Origin of the sequence: Brasilonema bromeliae SPC951 (genome assembly GCF_012912135.1) — a bacterium.
In the GTDB taxonomy this organism is placed as follows: domain Bacteria; phylum Cyanobacteriota; class Cyanobacteriia; order Cyanobacteriales; family Nostocaceae; genus Brasilonema; species Brasilonema bromeliae.
This window is the reverse complement of record NZ_QMEB01000099.1, coordinates 1-20,630: the sequence shown is the minus strand read 5'-3', so window position 1 is coordinate 20,630 and position 20,630 is coordinate 1. Positions and strand designations below refer to the sequence as shown.

Sequence of the window (20,630 nt, the reverse complement as noted above, 5' to 3'; positions counted from 1 at the left end):
AATAACTGTAGTTTTAATACAAATCATAGAAAATTAGATTCTACTTATACAAATTTTTCCGACGATAATCCCTATCCAATCAATATTATCCATGTGAATGGGGATATGATAAATTCTTTTCTGAACTCTGTAGGTATTGAATATTTTAAAAATAAGTACAATATTGGCTTTTGGGCATGGGAGCTTCCTGATTTTCCCAAAGAATGGCTAACAGCATTCAATCTTTTTGATGAAATATGGACTCCCAGCAATTATAGTGTGGAGGCGATAAGCGAAGCTTACTGCCAAGGGCAGAACGCACCACTATCACCTATCCCAGTCCTTAAAGTCATGCACAGTCTCTCGCTACCACAACCGACCGCAACCAAACAATCACTTGGGCTACCAGATAATAAGTTTATTTTTCTCTTTATCTTTGATTTTTACAGTGTCTTTGAACGCAAAAATCCCATAGCAGTTATTGAAGCTTTTCAGCGAGCTTTTGGTAAAGATGAGCAAGTCTTACTCGTTCTGAAATTTTCTAATGCTCACAAGTTTCCTGATAAATATAAGCAGTTAAAAGATTTAGCACAAGATTTTAAAAACATAAAATTTATTGAAAAATATTTGCTCAAAGATGAGATTAATGCCCTCATTTACCATTGTGATTGCTATGTATCTCTACATCGCTCAGAAGGGTTTGGCTTAACTATTGCTGAAGCTATGTTCTATGGAAAACCAGTCATAGCCACCGCCTACTCAGGAAACACTGACTTTATGAATGTTAGTAATAGTTTTCCTGTCAAGTATTCTTTAACTACCTTAACAGAAGATTATGCACATTACAAGAAGGGAAGTACATGGGCAGAACCAGATATTGACCATGCTGCATATTTAATGCGACATGTATATAATAATTATGAAGAAGCTAAGCAGATAGGTGCAAAAGCATGTGAAGACATTAAGTCTTTGTTAAGCCCAAAACTTATTGGTCAAAAGATAAAAAATAGATTGGAATATATAACACATAACAGTAGTAAATTGATAGAAAGTCCTCAATTACAGACAGAGTTGAAACACAAAAATGCAGAAATCGAACGATTAAAAGCATTAGTTGATTACATGGAAAAAAGTAGATTTTGGCAACTGAGAAATCAGTGGTTTAAGCTAAAAGGAATATTACAATCAAAATTCAATTAATGCCTGAATTAGAAAACATCAAACGCCCACACTTACTCATTGTCAGTAATGATGTGGTAGATACTAAAATGGCAGGTCCAGGGATGCGTTACCTGGAATTAGCGCGTGTTCTTAGTCAAGAATTGAATGTCACCCTTGCTATACCCTCTGAAACGACTCTCGAAGTCCCCAATATTAAACTAGTACGTTACTGGGATGAACGCCCGAAAAGTTTACAAGTCCTGGTAGAAAACAGTGACATTACCTTGGTGTCTGGTTATATGGTAGAAAAATTCCCCTTCTTGCACCAGACACAAAAACGCATCGTCGTTGACCTTTACGATCCTTTTATTCTAGAAAATTTACACTACCATCTCAACAAGCCACTCCCAGCACAGGAAAGCTTGAACAACCGCGCAGTCGATGTTACTAACAGCCTAGCTCGTTTAGGCGATTTTTTTATTTGTGGAAGCGATCGCCAACGAGATTTCTGGATCGGTTTACTCGCTTCCAATGGACGCATCAACCCCCGCAACTTTGCCAAAGATACCAGCCTACGCTCTTTAATTGATGTCGTAGGAATCGGCTTTCTTAACCGAGAACCCCGTCCAAATCCTACATTGCGCGGTATACATCCTGGATTTCCAGAAGATGCTCGTATTGTATTATGGGGTGGCGGTATTTGGGACTGGCTCGATCCCCTAACTTTGGTCAAAGCTTGGACTGGTGTGATTGCTGAATACCCACAAGCACGACTCGTCTTTTTAGGAACGCGTCATCCCAACCCTCAAGTTGCTCCACATAAAATGGCGGAACAAGTTCAAGTCCTTGCTGCTGAAATTGGCGAAAAAGACCGTACCATTTTCTTTTACGAGTGGATACCATACCAAGAAAGAGAAGCCCTGTTGTGTGAAGCTGATATCGGAGTCACTCTTCATCCCCCACACATCGAAACTCGTTATTCCATTCGCACACGAGTACTAGATTATCTCTGGGCGCGTTTACCAGTACTTGTGAGTGAAGGAGATGTCACCAGTGAATGGGTAAAAGAGTATGGTGTTGGTAAAGCTGTCCCACCATTGGATGTAGAAGCAGTGCGAGTGGCGATCGCACAAATATTAGAACGCCCCAAATCATCTTGGGCTTCAGCATTTGAACCCTTACGCAACTCCTTAAATTGGTCACAAGTCGTCGAACCTCTGCGGCGCTACTGCTTACAACCAGAGTACGCACCTGACCGACAAACACGTAAACTAGTCACACCAACCGTAGTCAAACGTGGTAGATTAGCGCGAGTCATTGAAATTTGGCGTACTGAGGGAAGTCGCGAACTTCTCAAACGTATAAGGCTGAAGTTTCGGCGACGACCAGTCTAACCATAACTATACATGAAAATTCTGCACGTTACTCAAGGTTATACCCCAGCAATTGGGGGTACAGAATTACTTATTCAACGAGTTTCTGAAGAATTAGTTCGACAATTTGGCGATGAAGTGACTGTCTTCACCACAAATTGCTTCAATGGAGAGGGTTTTTTTAACCCAAAACTACCACGCTTGCAACCAGGTGACGAGGAGATAAATGGTGTCAAAGTGCGGCGTTTTCCAGTCAATAGCCGAATGAGTCAAATGGTTCGATTTCCTCAAAAAGTTGCTTATCGTCTGCGCTTACCATTCAACGAACATTTAAGAACAATAGCAGGAGGACCAATCATTCCTGGCTTAAAAAAAGCTATCCAAGAATTTCCCGCTGATATTATCGCTGCTTCATCTTTTCCATTGTTACACATGTACGCAGCGCTTAACGGTGCAAGAAACTCTGGAAGACCATGTGTCCTTCATGGAGGGATACATCCACAGGATAATTGGGCATTTCAACGCTCTAAAATTTACAGTGCTATTGAGCAATCTACTTATTATTTATCTAATACAAAATACGAAGCAGATTACGTTATCCAACAAGGAGTTTCACCTGAACGTGTTGTTGTCATAGGAGTAGGAGTTGATCCAGAACCCTTTGAACAAATTTCCTCAACTCAAGCCAAAAAGCATTTCGGTTTTAAAGAGCAACCAGTCGTAGGTTTTATTGGACAATTTGGAGGACACAAAGGAGTAGATACGCTTGTACAAGCAATGACACTTGTCTGGCAAATTTTCCCTGATGTGCAGCTTCTGCTAGCAGGAGCAAAGACAATGTTTGCAGAGAAAGTAGAAAATATTGTTAATCAATTACCAGAGTCATATAAAAAGCAAGTCAAGTTTTACTATAACTTTTCTAATGAAGAAAAACCTTTCTTATTTTCTGCCGTAGATGTGTTTGCTTATCCTTCTGGTTTTGAGTCTTTTGGAATTGCATTTCTAGAAGCTTGGGCTGCGAGTAAACCTGTGATTGGTTGTCGTGCTGGAGCAATACCTTGGGTGATAGACGAGGGAGTTGATGGACTTTTGGTAGACTATAAAAATCAGGAAATGTTAGCAGAAGCAATTATAGAGTTATTAAAAAATTCTGATTGGGCAAAAACTTTGGGTGATGCTGGTCGTGAAAAAGTTTTATCAAGATACACTTGGAGTAAAGTTGCTCAGAAGTTTAGAGAAGTTTATGTTGAAGCTATGAGACGAGATAATACCAAGTAGGCAAAGTTAGTCTTGTCATATTCCTTTATATTAGGAGTGGCTTATACTCTAATACGGTTCAGTGAAGCATTTTTTTCTTCTCTCTGCTTTTTCTTCTCTCTGCGTCCTCTGCGCCTCTGCGGTTCGTTAAAAAGATTAACTATGTCCAACCTATAGCCCAAAAGCAGGTTAATGAACAAGCGTTTGTTGATGGTACTTACCCAATGACTCGCCGCTTGTTTATAGTGCAATACGGTTCAGTTAAGAAGAATTGTAGGTTGGGTTAAGCGCAGCGCAACCCAACAAAAACGAGGTAGGTGTTGGGTTTCGTTCCAAGGGCCCAACCTACGTCAGCATTAGTTTTTAGCCTTATCTGAACCGTATTGGTTTATAGTGTTGCGTCGCGATACGCACAAGCTAAAGCCAGAGGCTTATCGCTCAGCCGATGAAAAAGCCGCAATAGCCTATGCCAGTATGTTGCTATCAACAGAAGGTCAGAAAATTATTGAGCAGGCTGGATTTGTTCCTATCCGTTAAAGTTAAGAAACTAAAAGTTAAGAAACTAATTGTTGTTGCCTTTAATAATCATATTTTTTAAACTTCAGTTCCTATTGCCAGCCGAACTCCCCAGAATAAAATTAAAATTGCGATCGCCAGCCAATCACCTCTTCTCAATCGTAAATCGTGCCATTGCACACGATGTTCACTAGGACTTGTAAACCCTCGCACCGTCATTGCACTTGCCATTTGCTCTGCCCTGAGTAACAAATTTTCCAACAAGCGTTCTGCTACCAACATCCAAACTTTAACAGCTCCTTTCAATCCTAACTTTTTCCAATTAATAGCCCTCGTCATTACAGAACGAATTAAATTCTGGATTTCTTCTAAAACAAGGGGAATAAACCGCAAGGATAAAGTTAAAGTCAAAGTTATCTCAGTCACAGGTAACTTCAAGCGTCGCAAGGGTTGCATTAAGCTTTCTATAGCAGCGGTGATTTCCTCTGTTGCGGTTGTCAACAAATACAAATTGCTACTGTAAATAAGAGTAAACAGCATTGTACTCGCAGTTATTGCCAAATCTAAAGAACGGCGAGTCACTTTGATTGAACCTTTGTCAAACAACACATACTTATAACCTTCGTGCTTATTGGCTGACAAAGCTGCTGGAGTAGACGGAGTCGAAGCTGATTGTTCTGTTAAGACTTGTTGGTTAATTGGTAAGCGCGGTTGATATTTGATACCAAGTCCATCAGGAGTGATAGGTAAAATGACTAAAATAAAAAAGGACGCTGTCAACACCAACCCCATTTGCTGCTGCCAAACTTTTCGGGGAATTCGCGCTATTAAAGTAGCAATAATCAGCAGTACCACCAACAGCACGCGCCATAAGTTATTGGCAAGAATGTAAGTTGTCAGAAAGCTCATCAACCAGATTAACTTGACTCGTGGGTCGAGTTTATGTAACCAAGTTTGAGGTTGTTCTAAGTAAAGCCCAATTGGTAGCGATCGCAGTAAATCCATTTATAATTATTAATCATGAGTCGTTAATCATGAGTCATGAGTGAGCCAGCGCGAATGACGGCTTTCCCGACAGAGGCGACCCGCGTTCCCGTAAGGGTCAATTGCCAAATACTCATGACTGATGACTTGTGAGCACTACACGCGGGTAGCTCGATTGGCATTAGTACCTTCAACTTCACGGACTTTTTTACTCCGCCATAGTATACGGATAGGAGTTCCTTGAAAGCCCAAATGTTCGCGAAATTGTCGCTCGATATAGCGGCGGTAGTTATCGTTAAAGCGTTTGGAATCGTTGACAAACAATGCTATTGTAGGCGGTTGACTACTAACTTGTGTGCCATAGTAAATTTTGCCTTGGCGTCCAGCACGAGAGACTGTCGGCGAGTGCCAACCCATTGCTTCTTCCAAAACTTCGTTGATCACCGCTGTACTCACACGACGTTTGTGTGACTCGGCTGCTTTATCGACCAATTCCAAAATCTTTTCTACCCGTTGTCCAGTCAAGGCGCTGACAAAAATCGTTTCTGCCCATTCAGTAAAATGCAGTCGTTCTTGCAGATGTTTTTCGTAATCATAAATCGTGTAAGAGTCTTTTTCGACAGCATCCCACTTATTAACCACAATAATACAAGCTCGACCTTCTTCAGTAATTCGCCCAACTAATTTTTGGTCTTGTTCTGTGACACCATCAAGGGCATCTATCACCAATAAAACCACATCAGCGCGACGAATTGCTTTAAAAGCACGGTTGATGCTAAAGAATTCGGGACCATATTCTACATTCTTCTTTTTGCGAATTCCTGCCGTATCAATCAAGCGGTAAATTTGCCCGTTTCGTTCCACGACAGTATCAATAGCATCACGGGTTGTACCAGAAATTGGGCTAACAATTGCCCTTGTTTCTCCCACAAAAGTATTCAATAAACTGGATTTACCCACATTTGGGCGTCCCACAATTGCCACTTTAATCTCATTGGTTTCTGGGACATCTGGTGTAGCAGGAAGGTAGTTAATCACTACGTCAAGTAAGTCTCCTGTACCACTTCCATGAATAGCAGAGATTGGGAAAGGTTCGCTCAATCCCAATTCCCAAAATTCAGCAGCTTGAATCAAACCTTGTTCTGGGGATTCGCATTTATTAACAGCCAGCAGAACAGGGACTTTTTGTTGTCGTAACCACTCAGCAATTTCTTCATCAGCGGGTGTTGGTCCTGTGCGACCATCTACTACAAAAATAGCAACACTTGCTTCTGCTAGCGCCGCCATTGCTTGTTGGCGAATTAGTGGTAAAAATTCGGTGTCATCATTAAAGACCAAACCACCAGTATCAACAACTGTAAACTCGCGATCGCGCCAGTATGCTGGTTTGTAAGTGCGATCGCGCGTCACACCTGGTTGATCATGAACAATAGCAGATTGTTCCTCAGCAAGACGATTGACCAAGGTAGATTTGCCCACATTTGGGCGACCAATAATAGCAACTATAGGAAGACTCATAAGCGGATGCACAATGCTCCAAATCTCTATTCTAGCGGTTTAAGCTGATACTATTGTCTGTTGCAGAAAAAACTCAGTAAACTTAGTTTACAGACAATAACTCACTTAGAGAATGTTTGGAAAGTTGAGGAACCAAACCCAACAAATAAGAGCGTTTGTTGGGTTTCGCTGGAACGAAACCCAACCTATCATTCTCTGAACTGAACTGTATTGGGCTATAAGACAAGAACTTCAGTAATGAGAAAGCAGTTATCAGCATGGATCCAGTGGCTAATAAGGATGAAAATCTTCTAGTCGGCTTATAGCCGACTTGAGCTATTAGCCTCGGAATGAATTCCGAGGTGGGTAGGTTTAATTGCTGTTAAATAAACGTTTCAAAAAGTGATTACCACCAACATTCAAACCAATTCAGCCTCTTCAAAAACTTGTCTAACAGTTAACTCCAAACCAGGAAGCAGAGTATCCATAATAGGCATATTATCACTGTAAACTTGACTTTCTTCAGCCGATACAAAAACTTTGATAGTTATTGCTTCTGGATCGACAATCCAAACCCGTGACACGACCGCATCAAAATAATCTCGTGCTTTGTCTTCAAATTCCTTCATTGTTTGGTCTGGAGAAATAATTTCGATTACCAATTCTGGAGGAACCGGACAAGCTTCATTGCGCTTCCACACTTTAGGTAAACGTTTATAAGAAATATAAGTCAAATCCGGTACAGGTGCCCAATCTTGCCCCTGACGCTTTGAAATAATTGCCCACTCTGAGCCGATTCTACCTTTTCCTTTACACCAAGTACGAAGCAAGAGTCCCAGAGTTAATTGTAAAGTCGAATGAAAGAATTTTGGAGACACTTTAGGCACTGCATAACTATCTACAAACTCATAGTTGACATCTCCTTCTGGAAGCGCCAGAAATTCTTCTAAGGTGAGTTTTTTTATTGTACTTGTATTAACCATAACAAGGTTACCTGTCGCTGATAAATATATTCTAAAAACTCTTTTTCCAAAGCTTATAGTTCAATACTGTTCAGTTAAGAAAAGTTATCTATTTTTTCACAAATGCCGAATACCGCTTTCCAAACCTTGACAGACACCAGTGAGAAAATCTAAATCCAAAGTCTCAATAGTATCGCTGGGTTTATGATAGTTTGGATTTCGCAGATTGGCTGTATCTGTCACCATCATTGCAGGATAACCTTGATCCCAAAAGTGTGCATGATCACTTCGTCGAGTCAGTGGAAGTATTAAACCTCTGTTAGGTACTGGTAGCCAATGGCTGGGTACGCCAACTTTACGAATACTGCGGCTAATAGAAATTAAGTCACGAATTGTGCGCCAATTGCCAATTAAAGCAATAAAATCACCGCGATTTGGGTAAAAGCGTTCTAAAGGAGATGGGTAAGTTTGCGAACCAGGGGTACGATCGCAATAGCCCAACATTTCTAGAGAAATCATTAAGCGTAGCGGCTGGTCTTGTTGTCGCAACTCGGCTGCATACTCAGAAGCACCAGAAGGACCTAGTAAGCCGTATTCTTCCATGTCAAAAGCGACCAGTTGCAGGGGATATTTTGTTGGAACGGATGCAAACATTCTTGCCAATTCCAGCAAAACTGCTATACCTGTAGCATTATCATCTGCACCTGGTGTTCCAGGAACAGCATCATAATGGGCACCAATTAAAATAGGAGGCAAATCTCTTTTTTGGAACTCAGGTTGTGAAGGTAAATTCAAAATGAGGTTTTGACAAGTTTTGCTCCCGACTCTAAAGGTGTGGATTTCCACACTTCCCCATTGTGCAAGTTGTTGACGAATGTATTCTTGGACAAAAAAATGTCCAGCAGTCGCTAGATAGGGATCGCGATCGCGGGCTATCCAGGTGAGGTGATTTTCCAGTTGATTCTTTAGATTCACAAATTAACTAACAAGCAACACTGTTTGACCGTGTAATTCTCAACAGCAAGATACAATAAATCAAGCATTAGATCTAAACAAATTAATTTATAAGACACTATAGGAGAACAAAAACGCATGGGCAAGGTAGTCGGCATTGACTTGGGTACAACCAACTCAGTAGTTGCCGTCATGGAGGGTGGCAAGCCGGTGGTGATTGCCAATGCAGAAGGAATGCGAACGACTCCCTCCGTAGTTGGCTTCACCAAAGAAGGCGAAAGAGTTGTTGGGCAAATGGCACGACGACAAACCCTCCTCAACCCACAAGATACCTTTTTCGCCGTGAAACGCTTCATTGGGCGCAGGTATGGCGAACTAAGCCCAGATTCAAAGCGAATCCCGTATACTATTCGCAAAGATGAGGTTGGTAACATCAAAATTTCTTGTCCTCGTCTCAATAAAGATTTTGCTCCAGAAGAAATTTCCGCAATGGTGCTAAAGAAACTGGCAGAAGACGCCAGTAAGTACCTTGGTGATCCAGTCACAGGGGCAGTTATCACCGTTCCTGCTTATTTTAATGATTCTCAGCGGCAAGCAACACGAGATGCTGGTAGAATAGCAGGTTTGGAAGTACTGCGAATTCTCAATGAACCGACAGCCGCTTCTTTGGCTTACGGATTGGATCGCGGCAGCACTGAAACTATATTAGTCTTTGACTTGGGCGGTGGCACGTTTGATGTGTCGATTCTTGACGTTGGGGATGGAGTGTTTGAAGTCAGATCCACGAGTGGAGATACGCAACTCGGGGGAAACGATTTTGATAAAAAAATAGTCGATTGGTTGGCAGAGAAATTTTTGGAAACCGAGGGGGTAGATTTAAGACGCGATCGCTCAGCTTTACAACGTTTGTTAGAAGCAGCGGAAAAAGCCAAAATCGAACTTTCCTCTGTCAGCGTCACCGATCTTAACTTACCTTTCATCGCTGCTGATCAAGAAGGTCCCAAACATCTCGAAACTCGTTTGACTCGTTCTGAGTTTGAAGGTTTATCTGATGACTTACTTGGACGCGTACGCCTTCCAGTCAAACGCGCCATGAAAGACGCTGGTTTAACACCCGCAGACATTGATGAAGTTGTGCTGGTTGGTGGTGCTACGCGAATGCCAATGATACAGCAGCTTGTACGGGCAATGATTGGCAAACAACCCAACCAAAACGTCAATCCAGATGAAGTTGTGGCGGTAGGTGCAGCAATACAAGCGGGTATTCTCGCCGGTGAACTCAAGGATGTCCTGCTGTTGGATGTCACGCCGCTGTCTTTGGGATTAGAAACTGTCAACGGCGTGATGAAAAAACTGATTCCCCGCAACACCACTATACCAGTACGCCGCTCTGATATTTTCTCCACATCAGAAAATAATCAAAATACAGTGGAAGTCCACGTCGTCCAAGGCGAACGGGAAATGGCAGTAGATAATAAGTCTCTCGGACGGTTTAAACTCTATGGTATTCCCCCAGCACCACGTGGCATACCCCAAATACAAGTATCATTTGATATAGATGCAAACGGGATATTACAGGTGACAGCTCTGGATAGAACCACAGGTAGAGAACAGAGTATTACAGTTCAAGGTGCTTCTACCTTGAGCGAAGGGGAAATCAGGCAGGCAATTCAGGATGCTGAGAGATACGCTGAAATTGACAGGGAACGCAAAGAACGGGTAGAAAAACGCACTCGTGCTGAAGCATTGATTATACAAGCAGAACGACAACTCAGAGAAGTGGCGTTGGATTTTGGGATGCAGCTTGCTCGCAGCCGCCGTCAAAGAATTGATAATATCTGTCGAGAACTCCGCGAAAGTTTGAAAGAAAATGATGACAGAGGCATTGACCAAGCTTACGCCGACTTGCAAGATGCTTTATATGAGCTAAACCGTGAGATCCGCCAGTACTACGATGATGATGAAGAAGATGACTTGTTTGGTACTATCCGTGAAATCTTCACTGGCGAAAAAGACCGGGATCCTCCCGGAGGAAGCCGCCCAAGAGGCGATGATCGCGATTACCCAAGGGATACATACCGCGATTCGTTTGGAGGAAGCCGCCCAAGGGGCGATGGCGCAGAGCGCCCGCTTCGCGATGCTCCCGAAGGGAGCCGCGCAAGGCGCGATGGCGCAGAGCGCCCGCTGCGCGAACGCGATTCCTATGACAGGGATTATGGCAAGGACTACAACAGAGACTATGACAGGAGAGGTCGTTCCTCTGATGAGGGCGGTTATTCACGCAAACCCCGTCCTAATTACCAGGATAACTGGGATGATGACGATGATAATTGGTTATAACGTCTGATAGATATTAAGGCGGGAAACCCCGCCCCTAGTACCTCAAATAAAGTCCTCACAAATGGAATCAAGAGTAAAAGGTTGACTTCAAATTCGGATTTAGTCATTCGTAAGAGGTAATAGGTAATTAGTTAGTCGTTCAAGAGTTAATGAATAGCCAGTAAAAAAGTTAAAGTTTAAAAATTAAAGATAAACAACTGAAACTATGCCAAATTTGCAGAATTTTCGGGATTACTACGAGATTTTAGGAGTAACGAAAGATGCGTCCAATGAAGATCTCAAAAAGAACTATCGACGGTTAGCGCGTCAGTATCATCCAGACCTCAATCCAGGAAACAAAGCAGCAGAAGAAAAATTTAAAGATATCGGAGAGGCTTATGAAGTACTTTCTGACACAGCTAAACGGGCGCAATACGACCAATTTAGTCGCTTTTGGAAACAAAAAGGTTTTGATAAACAAGCAGCAGCACGAGAGAACGGCTGGAATCGTCCTAACGGTCGTACACGCAATCAAGAGGTAGATCCTGGTAGATATCCTGATTTTGATAGTTTTATCAATCAAGTCATTGGTGTAGGTGTTCGCAAAGACACCAAAAATGGAACTTCCACAAGTGGAGTGGAGAGTGATCCCTTTAGTTCCACAAACAGAAAAGTTCAATACACAGTTAATTCTCGCCCCACTCGCCGAGATATAGAAGCAAGACTAACGTTACCTTTGGAAAAAGCATACAAAGGTGGAACCGAGAGGATTCGCCTGGAAGATGGGCGATCGCTTGAAGTCAATATGCCTCCCGGTATGGTCACAGGTCAAACCATCCGCCTCAAAAACCAAGGTATCAATGATGGCGATTTATATTTAAAAATTACAGTCAACCCTCATTATTTATTTAAAATAGAAGGCTCAAATGTCTTTTGTCAGGTACCAGTCACTCCCACTGAAGCAGTTTTAGGAGGACAGATAGAAGCACCAACTCTAGACGGACCAGTAAAAATGTCTATTCCCCCTGGTGTACGTTCAGGTCAACGGTTCCGTCTTGCCAACAAAGGCTACCCCAAGGAAAACGGTGAACGTGGTGACCAATTGGTAGAAATTCAGATTGTCGCCCAGAAAAATATTAGTGAGCAAGAACGTGAACTTTACGAAAAGTTACGGCAGATAGAAACCTTTAAACCCCGCGCGGATTTGGTAAAGTAGCGATTATGAATCGTTAATTGTTGGTAGTCATTTTTGACAACTCACAACCAACAACCAATCACAGACTCGTGACGGCTTTAAACTGCTGAGGGAATAATTAGGTTTAGAATATTAGAAAAAACCATTACGCGCTTGTGAGTTAAACGGCTGTGAATCAGAATGGGGCAATGCCACAAAGCAGCAAACCAACCTATTACTCCCTTCTAGGATTGCATCCCTCAGCATCGGTAATAGAAATCCGTCGTGCTTACCGGGAATTGAGCAAGCACTATCATCCAGATACCACAAAATTACCCACTGCTGTGGCAACTGCCAAATTTCAGCAACTTAATGAGGCGTATGCCACCCTAAGCAACCCAGAACGGCGGTTTAGCTACGACCTGAAAATTGGTTATTCGCGCTTTGGAGTCATCCAAGCGCCCCTCGACTTGAATCACCCAGTTTCCGATTCTTACGATTGGTCTAAATCTGCTTACCTTGACGCCAGCGATCGCCCACTCAGCGCTGGTGAAATATTTGCTTTGTTTATTCTAGGACTGACACTTTTGGGTTGCTTGTTGTTAGCGATCGCCATCGGTTTAACCCGTGGTGAAGGTGCCTTTCAAACACAACGACTACATACCCCAGCAATACAACAACCCAATACCAGTATTTCTCAACCAACTATCCCTTCAGAAATTCTAAATTAAAAATTACTTTTTAACTTTTGACTATTGACTATTGACTTAACTTATGCTTCTTCCTCCCCCTGAAACACCCTTATACAACCATCCTCTCCCTCAAATTGAATATTGGTTGAGAGAGCAAGGCTGTGAACGAGACGAAAAACAACTGCATTGCTGGCGGCTACAGCAATCTACTTGGCAAGCAGAACTCTCGCTAGATATTGAGCAAATCATCGTGCGATATCTCGAAGCTGGAGATGATGGACAAGATATCCAGCGCGCCTTCAAGTATTCCCTCAGTCGAGAAGACGTAGAACGAGCTGTTTTTTCAGGACCGTAGAACAAGGATAGACCAGATGAGGGAGTGTGGGAGAGTGGAAGTGAGGTAACAAGAGCTAAGAAGAGGAAACGGGGCGCTGGGGGGAAGAAAAGTTAATGGACATTAGCTCTTCGTCTCCCCAACACCCTGCTAAGAACTTTCTGCTTCCCTCATAATCCCCTCTTCTCACACTTTGCCAAACCTACGGTCTCGTTGCTGATAAGCGCACAGGGCGTGATGAAATTCATTGCGGTTAAAATCAGGCCACAGAGCTTCTGTGATATAAATTTCTGCATAAGCGATTTGCCAGAGAAGGAAATTCGAGACCCGCATTTCCCCACTTGTACGGATTAATAAATCTGGGTCACAAACGCCTTCTGTGTAGAGGTGACGTTCAAATGTTGCCTCATCAATTTCATCTGGTTGAAGTAAACCTTGCTGTGCTTTATGAGCAATTGTACGGCATGCCTGTAAAATCTCCTGTCTACCTCCGTAGTTGGTTGCGACTGTGAATTTTATACCGCGATTGTTTCTTGTTGCTTCCATTGAATGAGAGATTTCTTTTTGAAGCGCTAGGGGTAAAGCGCTCAAATTGCCCACAAATCTAATTTGAACATTCTCCTTCATCATTTCGCGCAGTTCTTGGCGCAAAACTCGCTGAAATAGAGTCATCAAAAAATCGACTTCTTCGGTCGGTCTTCCCCAGTTCTCAGTGGAAAAAGCATAAGCTGTGAGCGCCCCAATTCCCCAATCATCACAACAACGTAGTAAATTTTTCAGCGCATCTACACCAGCTTTATGACCCATAATCCGGGGTAGACCTTGATGCTTAGCCCATCGACCATTGCCATCCATAATGACCGCAACGTGTCTGGGCAATAATTCTTGTTTCAAGTCAGAGGGCAAATCTCGCAGTTCAGTGTGTTGTGCTGTCATTTTTTATCTCGTCGCGAAGCGGTCGATGGTAATCCGAGTAAACGTGAAAACAGTGCTAGTACCTTACTACGAATTTGACGACCCAAACTTAACAAATCAGGAGCACCTGCTTCCCGATCTACATTTGGGGAAAAGCGAGTCTCAAGAGACTCTTTGAGCTTCGTGATGGTCAGCGGTCTATTTAAGGTTCCTCGTTCCGCTAAGGAAATAGAACCCGTTTCTTCTGATACAACGACACAAATGCAATTTTCGACTCGCTCAGTAATTCCCATCGCCGCTCGGTGGCGTGTTCCCAACTGGCGTGAGGCTGTGCGTCCCGATAGCGGTAAAATTATACCTGATGCCACAATCCGCGAGCCACGAATTAACGTCGCCCCATCGTGTAATAAAGTTTTCGGCTGAAAAATTGTCTGTATAAGTTCCTTTGACACTTCAGCATTCAGCTTTACTCCTGGCACAGAAAAATCCCGCTCATCCATAGGACCAGTGGTCTCCAAAATGAGCAAAGCTCCAATTCGATTTTTTGACAGTTCTCTAACAGCATCAACAATTTCATCAATGACACTATTGTATTTGGGAACCGCCAGACGGGAGGGTTGAAACAACTGCTGGAATTCGCCGCGTCCTAATTGTTCCAAAAATCGGCGGAACTCTGATTGGAGAGCAACCGCCATTGCCACAGCACAGCCAATTACTAACTTTTCGAGTACAAAGTTCAGCAGTTGTAAATGCAATCTGCTACTGATTGCTGATGCGAGCATCAGAATAATAAATCCCCGAACCATCCACAATGTCCGGCGCTCACTAATAATAACAAGTATCATATACGTCAGCGCCAGTACTAACCCAATATCCAGAGTCCCAATCAGCAAGGACTGTGACCTTCCTAGGTTTGCCAGCCATTGCGTCCACCAATCTCCCATGACTCTGGATTTAACCTTTTGCCTCTAATAAAGTAAGTCAACAGTTAACAGCTCAAGTGCGTGATTAATTAATAAACGCCAGTTACGTGCCTTCTACAGTCCACTGGCACGGGCAATGCCAGTAAGCATTGCTTCTGTGTTCTGTGTTCACGTGCCTCCTCTGGCAGGAGCTAACACGGTACGCGAAAGGACGCTTGCACCTACGGCAGTTGCGCGACTGTCGGGAAACCCGTAAGGGCGCACTGCCTAATTGCACAGCGATCTTTGCAGGAAACCTCCAAGGACTCAGTGGCTCCTAATAACTAGCTTTTAAGTCTTTGCGGTAGGCAGTCCTGTCGAATTAAGTCCTGATAAGTTTCGCGTCGCAAAATCAAGTTTGCTTCGCCATTCGCTACTATAACAGCTGCCGGTCGGGGCAGACGATTGTAGTTAGATGCCATACTGTAATTGTAAGCACCAGTGGCAATAACTACAAGAATATCCCCAGATTCAATTTTTGGCACTTGGGCATCTTTTATTAGAATATCCCCAGACTCACAATGTTTGCCAGCTATTGTTACACTTTCTGTAAGTGGAGCAGACATTCGGTTAGCAACGATTGCGCGATACACAGACTGGTATGTGATTGGGCGTGGATTGTCAGACATTCCCCCATCAACTGCTACGTAGGTACGTATTTCTGGAATAACTTTGGATGAGCCAACAGAGTATGCTGTCACACAAGCTGTTCCAATCAGTGAACGCCCTGGTTCAGATAATAATTTGGGCAAAGGTAAATTGTTTGCAGCACAAGCTTGTTGAATAACTTCACAAATCGGTTTCACCCATTCTTCAATGCTAGGTGGATCATCCGATTCTGTATACTTAATCCCTAAGCCGCCTCCCACATTCAACTCTTTGATCGATAAACCATACCCAGCAGCTTTATTCATCCACTCCACCATCACCGCAGCTAAATCTTGATGCGGTTGACGTTCAAAAATTTGGGAACCTATGTGAGCGTGTAATCCCAGACAGTTAATGACAGATTGTTGACTCACAAAAGTAAACAAATCATCTAGTTGATTGGGATCAAAGCCAAATTTGCTGTCTAAATGTCCCGTGCGAATATATTCATGTGTGTGACATTCAATACCTGGTGTTAATCGCAACATGATGCGGATAGGAGATGAGGAGGTCACTTCTCCTCCCTTCGGGTATGACCTTCGGTCACGCTGCGCTAACGCAGTCGCCTGCGGAGGGAAAACGCCAGATGCTCCACTTGGGGAGACCCCAAGACCGCACTGGCTCCCCTCCCGCAGCGCTGTCTCACCTGCTTCCGTCGCTATCTCCACCAAAGTACGTAACTCATACCAGTTATCTACTACAATTATGCAGCCAGACTCAATGGCAAAAGTCAGTTCTTGGTGGGATTTATTATTGCCGTGGAAATAGATTTTATCGGGACTGACACCCGCACTCAGGGCTGTGTAGAGTTCACCCCCAGAGACGACATCTATTCCTAAACCAGCATCGTGTGCGATCGCGCAAACAGAAATACAACTCCACGCCTTAGAAGCGTACAGAACCTGAGATTCACCCTTGTAGTAACGCTTGAAGCTGTCTTGATACTGACGGCAAGCTGTTCGCAAGGTTTGCTCATCTAAAATATATAGCGGTGAACCAAATTGTTCAACTAGCGTTGTGACATCACAACCGCCAATTTCCAGATGATCATGATTGTTAACTCTGGCTGTTAACGGCAGAAGTTGCTGATTTGGTGAAAGATTTATGTTTTGAGGGTTTGCTTGTGGTAAATACTGACTACCAGAATGTTGAACCCCAGCAGGGTGTGTCGATACCATAACTATAAGAGTTGTCCTTCTCTAAATTATAGGGGTGAGTAATTCCTCCGCTTCCCAGTTTACAAAGCCCTTGTACCATTACGAACAAGTGTGAGCAAATTAGAATTAGAAATCAAACACCTGACTTCAGCAGATTTGAGTGCAGTGCTAGAACTCGACCAAATCTGCTTCGGTGGTTTATGGACTCTCCAAGGCTACCAACGCGAGTTAGATAGCCCTAACAGTGATTTACTCGGTTTGTTCTCCGGTGGCTCTGTTGTCAGGCTACTGGGAATAAGTTGTTTTTGGTCAATTTTAGATGAAGCTCACATCACTATCTTGGCGGTTCATCCTCAATACCACCGTCAAGGCTTTGGACAGGCTCTTTTGTATTCTGTGCTGAAAACTGCTTGCAAAGGCGGTTTGGAGCGAGCGACCCTCGAAGTGCGAGCTTCTAATTCAGCGGCAATTTCTTTATATCAAAAATTTGGCTTTAAAATAGCTGGTCGGCGGCGGCGCTATTACAAAGATAACGATGAGGACGCGTTGATACTTTGGCTTGGAGATTTGCAACAGCCACAATTTCAAAAAACTTTACATGACTGGGATACAATAATTAACGATCGCTTGACAAAGGCGTCTTGGTCCTGAGTCAGTCATCATGCGCCTCTTATTAGCTTTTTTGATTGAAATTTGGGTTTTATTTTTACTTATATAAGAAATTGTCATACTGTTCCAATAACGCTTGATATGAAACCGAGAATATGATATTTGGTGTTATTTGGGATTGAATAAAAAACTTTTCAATCCAACCACTAATTATCCGTGGTCAAGCCTGAAAAGGTAAATAAGATTACGCTCCTCAGCACACTGACCGTACAAAAGTAAAGAAAATTAAAGAAAAGTCATAAAAAATTAGCAATTGCCCCATCAACCTGGGTTAAGTCGTGTCGGATGTCTATTTGTTTATACAAGCATCCGCAATTTTAGTCTGTGCTAAAATCAGCGTACCGGCACGACGCAGGTGATGGGATGAATGCCATATGTTTGAACGCTTCACAGAAAAAGCCATAAAGGTAATTATGCTAGCCCAAGAAGAAGCTCGCCGTCTTGGGCATAATTTCGTAGGTACCGAGCAGATCCTCTTGGGTCTGATTGGAGAAGGTACCGGAGTGGCGGCTAAGGTGCTGAAGTCTATGGGTGTCAATCTCAAAGACGCTCGGATTGAAGTAGAAAAAATCATAGGTCGAGGCTCTGGCTTTGTCGCTGTGGAAATACCGTTTACGCCACGGGCAAAGCGCGTTCTGGAACTATCCTTGGAAGAAGCGCGCCAATTAGGGCATAACTACATTGGCACCGAGCATCTGCTGTTGGGCTTGATCCGAGAAGGGGAAGGTGTAGCAGCCAGAGTTCTAGAAAACCTAGGGGTGGATCTTTCTAAGGTAAGAACCCAAGTGATCCGAATGCTGGGAGAAACAGCTGAGGTGAGCGCTGGTGGTCAACCACGTGGGAACAAAACCCCAACATTGGACGAGTTTGGCTCAAATCTGACCCAAATGGCAGCAGATGGCAAGCTCGATCCAGTAGTGGGACGCGCCAAAGAAATTGAACGTGTGATCCAGATTTTGGGTCGCCGGACAAAAAATAATCCCGTCCTGATTGGGGAACCAGGGGTAGGTAAAACCGCGATCGCCGAAGGTTTAGCACAACGCATTGCTAATAAAGATGTGCCGGACATCTTAGAAGACAAGCGTGTGGTAACCCTGGATATCGGTTTACTTGTCGCCGGAACCAAATACCGGGGTGAATTTGAAGAACGCCTGAAAAAAATTATGGATGAAATCCGTCAGGCGGGCAATGTTGTTCTCGTTATTGACGAGGTACACACCTTAATTGGTGCAGGTGCGGCAGAAGGGGCAATCGATGCAGCAAATATCCTCAAACCAGCATTGGCGCGAGGTGAACTGCAATGTATTGGAGCCACAACTCTAGATGAATACCGCAAACACATCGAGCGGGATGCAGCCCTAGAGCGTCGCTTCCAGCCAGTCATGGTGGGTGAACCGTCAGTAGACGAAACGATTGAGATTCTCTATGGACTGCGCGAGCGCTACGAGCAGCACCACAAGCTGAAAATCTCCGATGAAGCTTTGCTTGCAGCGGCGAAGCTATCTGACCGATATATCAGCGACCGTTATCTTCCAGATAAAGCAATCGACTTGATTGACGAAGCAGGAAGCCGTGTGCGCTTGATTAACTCCCAACTGCCCCCCGCAGCTAAGGAGTTGGACAAAGAACTGCGTCAGATTTTGAAAGAAAAAGACGATGCAGTCCGCGCTCAAGACTTCGATAGGGCTGGGGAGTTGCGCGATCGCGAGATGGAAATCAAAGCCGAAATTCGCGCCATTGCTCAAAGCAAGACGAATTCTACCCGCACTGAAGGTGACGAACCTGTGGTTACGGAAGAAGACATTGCTCACATTGTCGCTTCCTGGACTGGAGTTCCGGTGAACAAACTCACCGAATCTGAATCCGAGAAGCTGCTGCACATGGAAGACACCCTGCATCAACGCTTGATTGGTCAAGAAGATGCTGTGAAAGCAGTTTCACGGGCAATTCGTCGCGCTCGTGTTGGTTTGAAGAATCCTAATCGACCCATTGCTAGCTTCATTTTCTCTGGTCCAACAGGTGTAGGTAAAACCGAGTTAGCAAAAGCTTTGGCTTCTTACTTCTTCGGTTCCGAAGAAGCGATGATTCGCTTAGATATGTCGGAATACATGGAGCGCCATACCGTCAGCAAGCTGATTGGTTCGCCTCCTGGTTATGTCGGATATAACGAAGGCGGTCAACTGACCGAAGCCGTGCGCCGTCGTCCTTACACAGTCGTGCTATTCGACGAAATCGAAAAAGCACACCCCGACGTCTTTAATATGCTATTGCAAATTTTAGAAGACGGTCGCTTAACCGATGCTAAAGGTCGCACCGTAGACTTCAAGAACACCTTGCTGATTTTGACTTCCAACATCGGTTCCAAGGTGATCGAGAAGAGTGGTAGCGGCTTCGGCTTTGATGTCGCTGAAGACCAAACAGAAGCACAGTACAACCGGATTAAATCCTTGGTTAACGAAGAACTCAAGCAATACTTCCGTCCTGAGTTCCTCAACCGACTGGATGAAATCATCGTCTTCCGTCAATTGAGCAAGGAAGAGGTTTCTCAAATCGCTACCATCATGCTCAAGGAAGTGTTTGGTCGCCTGACAGAAAAAGGCATCACACTGGAAGTTACCGATAAATTCAACAACCGTCTCATCGAAGAAGGTTATAGCCCCAGCTACGGCGCAAGACCATTACGTCGGGCAATTATGCGCTTGTTAGAAGATAGCCTAGCCGAAGAGATCCTATCTGGTCGCATTAAAGATGGTGATACAGCCATTGTTGATGTCGATGAAACTGGTAATGTGATTGTCAGAGCTGAACAGCGCCGGGAATTGTTGACCCCTGTCGTTGAATAGAAACAAAGAAGACTTAATATTTCTTTATTCTTTTGATAAAAGAAAGGTAGAGCATCCAACAGCTCTACCTTTTTTTGTATTTCATTTCAGAAGGAAGCGAGTTCTATAATAAGACAAGATGAGTTCTTCTCAGAGGCTAGCTATGTTTGCTGTAGAATTTCAAGCTAATATCCAAAATGGCTTTATAGTGGGTGAGATGAAAACCCTGTGGCTTTAGCCCAGGGACGCCACATG

The 20,630-nt window shown here is 43.7% G+C and carries 17 protein-coding genes; 10 read left to right on the top strand and 7 right to left on the bottom strand.

Translation table 11 applies throughout. The features are described 5' to 3' along the window. The 4 genes from DP116_RS14070 to DP116_RS14055 form a co-directional block, all read left to right on the top strand. A partial coding sequence (locus DP116_RS14070; RefSeq protein ID WP_169155782.1) for a glycosyltransferase occupies positions 1-1,179 on the top strand: 1,179 nt, incomplete at its 5' end. Further along, complete coding sequence (locus DP116_RS14065) at positions 1,179-2,534, top strand: glycosyltransferase family protein (protein ID WP_169155781.1); 1,356 nt, start codon at positions 1,179-1,181, stop codon at positions 2,532-2,534. The genes DP116_RS14070 and DP116_RS14065, both read left to right, overlap by 1 nt. Positions 2,535-2,546: 12 nt before the next feature. Continuing rightward, complete coding sequence (locus DP116_RS14060) at positions 2,547-3,791, top strand: glycosyltransferase family 4 protein (RefSeq protein WP_169155780.1); 1,245 nt, start codon at positions 2,547-2,549, stop codon at positions 3,789-3,791. A 372-nt stretch (positions 3,792-4,163) separates the two neighbouring features. Continuing rightward, a complete protein-coding gene (locus tag DP116_RS14055; RefSeq protein ID WP_169155766.1) occupies positions 4,164-4,307 on the top strand; it encodes a hypothetical protein in 144 nt (47 codons plus the stop codon). 57 nt (positions 4,308-4,364) lie between these two features. On the opposite strand, the gene DP116_RS14050 is transcribed toward DP116_RS14055, so the two are convergent. The 4 genes from DP116_RS14050 to DP116_RS14035 all read right to left on the bottom strand — a co-directional run bounded on the left by DP116_RS14050 (position 4,365) and on the right by DP116_RS14035 (position 8,704). Continuing rightward, positions 4,365-5,291 (bottom strand): energy-coupling factor transporter transmembrane component T family protein, encoded by a 927-nt coding sequence (locus DP116_RS14050; protein ID WP_169155779.1) that lies wholly within the window; start codon positions 5,289-5,291, stop codon positions 4,365-4,367. Between the two features lie 135 nt (positions 5,292-5,426). Continuing rightward, entirely contained in the window at positions 5,427-6,788 is a 1,362-nt protein-coding gene (gene der, locus DP116_RS14045) for a ribosome biogenesis GTPase Der (RefSeq protein WP_169155778.1), read from the bottom strand. A gap of 398 nt (positions 6,789-7,186) precedes the next feature. Continuing rightward, on the bottom strand, positions 7,187-7,750 hold the full coding sequence (locus DP116_RS14040) for a Uma2 family endonuclease (RefSeq protein ID WP_169155777.1): 564 nt from the start codon (positions 7,748-7,750) through the stop codon (positions 7,187-7,189). 96 nt (positions 7,751-7,846) lie between these two features. Continuing rightward, positions 7,847-8,704 (bottom strand): M28 family peptidase, encoded by an 858-nt coding sequence (locus DP116_RS14035; protein WP_169155776.1) that lies wholly within the window; start codon positions 8,702-8,704, stop codon positions 7,847-7,849. Positions 8,705-8,821: 117 nt separating this feature from the next. On the opposite strand from DP116_RS14035, the gene dnaK reads away from it, so the two are divergent. The 4 genes from dnaK to DP116_RS14015 all read left to right on the top strand — a co-directional run bounded on the left by dnaK (position 8,822) and on the right by DP116_RS14015 (position 13,223). After that, complete coding sequence (dnaK, locus tag DP116_RS14030) at positions 8,822-11,023, top strand: molecular chaperone DnaK (RefSeq protein ID WP_169155775.1); 2,202 nt, start codon at positions 8,822-8,824, stop codon at positions 11,021-11,023. Between the two features lie 205 nt (positions 11,024-11,228). Continuing rightward, positions 11,229-12,218 (top strand): DnaJ C-terminal domain-containing protein, encoded by a 990-nt coding sequence (locus DP116_RS14025; RefSeq protein WP_169155774.1) that lies wholly within the window; start codon positions 11,229-11,231, stop codon positions 12,216-12,218. A gap of 167 nt (positions 12,219-12,385) precedes the next feature. Further along, positions 12,386-12,907 carry a J domain-containing protein gene (locus DP116_RS14020; RefSeq protein WP_169155773.1) on the top strand — a complete coding sequence of 174 codons (522 nt, stop codon included), beginning with the start codon at positions 12,386-12,388 and terminating at the stop codon, positions 12,905-12,907. Positions 12,908-12,950: 43 nt separating this feature from the next. Next, complete coding sequence (locus DP116_RS14015; RefSeq protein ID WP_169155772.1) at positions 12,951-13,223, top strand: DUF3143 domain-containing protein; 273 nt, start codon at positions 12,951-12,953, stop codon at positions 13,221-13,223. Positions 13,224-13,388: 165 nt separating this feature from the next. Here DP116_RS14015 and uppS read toward each other — a convergent pair whose 3' ends face one another. From uppS to lysA, 3 genes are all read right to left on the bottom strand, one after another. After that, complete coding sequence (gene uppS / locus DP116_RS14010; RefSeq protein ID WP_169155771.1) at positions 13,389-14,138, bottom strand: undecaprenyl pyrophosphate synthase; 750 nt, start codon at positions 14,136-14,138, stop codon at positions 13,389-13,391. Continuing rightward, positions 14,135-15,061: a diadenylate cyclase CdaA gene (cdaA, locus tag DP116_RS14005; protein ID WP_169155770.1), complete on the bottom strand. Its 927-nt coding sequence runs from the start codon at positions 15,059-15,061 to the stop codon at positions 14,135-14,137. The genes uppS and cdaA overlap by 4 nt, the downstream gene beginning before the upstream one ends. Before the next feature lie 302 nt (positions 15,062-15,363). Then, positions 15,364-16,905: a diaminopimelate decarboxylase gene (gene lysA / locus DP116_RS14000; protein ID WP_169155769.1), complete on the bottom strand. Its 1,542-nt coding sequence runs from the start codon at positions 16,903-16,905 to the stop codon at positions 15,364-15,366. Positions 16,906-16,995: 90 nt separating this feature from the next. Here lysA and rimI point away from each other — a divergent pair, with 90 nt between their 5' ends. Beyond that, entirely contained in the window at positions 16,996-17,535 is a 540-nt protein-coding gene (gene rimI, locus DP116_RS13995; protein ID WP_169155768.1) for a ribosomal protein S18-alanine N-acetyltransferase, read from the top strand. A gap of 392 nt (positions 17,536-17,927) precedes the next feature. Next, positions 17,928-20,396: an ATP-dependent Clp protease ATP-binding subunit gene (locus DP116_RS13990; protein WP_169155767.1), complete on the top strand. Its 2,469-nt coding sequence runs from the start codon at positions 17,928-17,930 to the stop codon at positions 20,394-20,396. Positions 20,397-20,630: the final 234 nt, after the last annotated feature.

Coding starts and splice junctions, on each gene's coding strand:
- DP116_RS14065 (WP_169155781.1), top strand. CDS start 1,179: ATGCCTGAATTAGAAAACATCAAACGCCCACACTTACTCATTGTCAGT.
- DP116_RS14060 (WP_169155780.1), top strand. CDS start 2,547: ATGAAAATTCTGCACGTTACTCAAGGTTATACCCCAGCAATTGGGGGT.
- DP116_RS14050 (WP_169155779.1), bottom strand. CDS start 5,291: ATGGATTTACTGCGATCGCTACCAATTGGGCTTTACTTAGAACAACCT.
- der (WP_169155778.1), bottom strand. CDS start 6,788: ATGAGTCTTCCTATAGTTGCTATTATTGGTCGCCCAAATGTGGGCAAA.
- DP116_RS14040 (WP_169155777.1), bottom strand. CDS start 7,750: ATGGTTAATACAAGTACAATAAAAAAACTCACCTTAGAAGAATTTCTG.
- dnaK (WP_169155775.1), top strand. CDS start 8,822: ATGGGCAAGGTAGTCGGCATTGACTTGGGTACAACCAACTCAGTAGTT.
- DP116_RS14025 (WP_169155774.1), top strand. CDS start 11,229: ATGCCAAATTTGCAGAATTTTCGGGATTACTACGAGATTTTAGGAGTA.
- DP116_RS14020 (WP_169155773.1), top strand. CDS start 12,386: ATGCCACAAAGCAGCAAACCAACCTATTACTCCCTTCTAGGATTGCAT.
- DP116_RS14015 (WP_169155772.1), top strand. CDS start 12,951: ATGCTTCTTCCTCCCCCTGAAACACCCTTATACAACCATCCTCTCCCT.
- uppS (WP_169155771.1), bottom strand. CDS start 14,138: ATGACAGCACAACACACTGAACTGCGAGATTTGCCCTCTGACTTGAAA.
- cdaA (WP_169155770.1), bottom strand. CDS start 15,061: ATGGGAGATTGGTGGACGCAATGGCTGGCAAACCTAGGAAGGTCACAG.
- lysA (WP_169155769.1), bottom strand. CDS start 16,905: ATGGTATCGACACACCCTGCTGGGGTTCAACATTCTGGTAGTCAGTAT.
- DP116_RS13990 (WP_169155767.1), top strand. CDS start 17,928: ATGTTTGAACGCTTCACAGAAAAAGCCATAAAGGTAATTATGCTAGCC.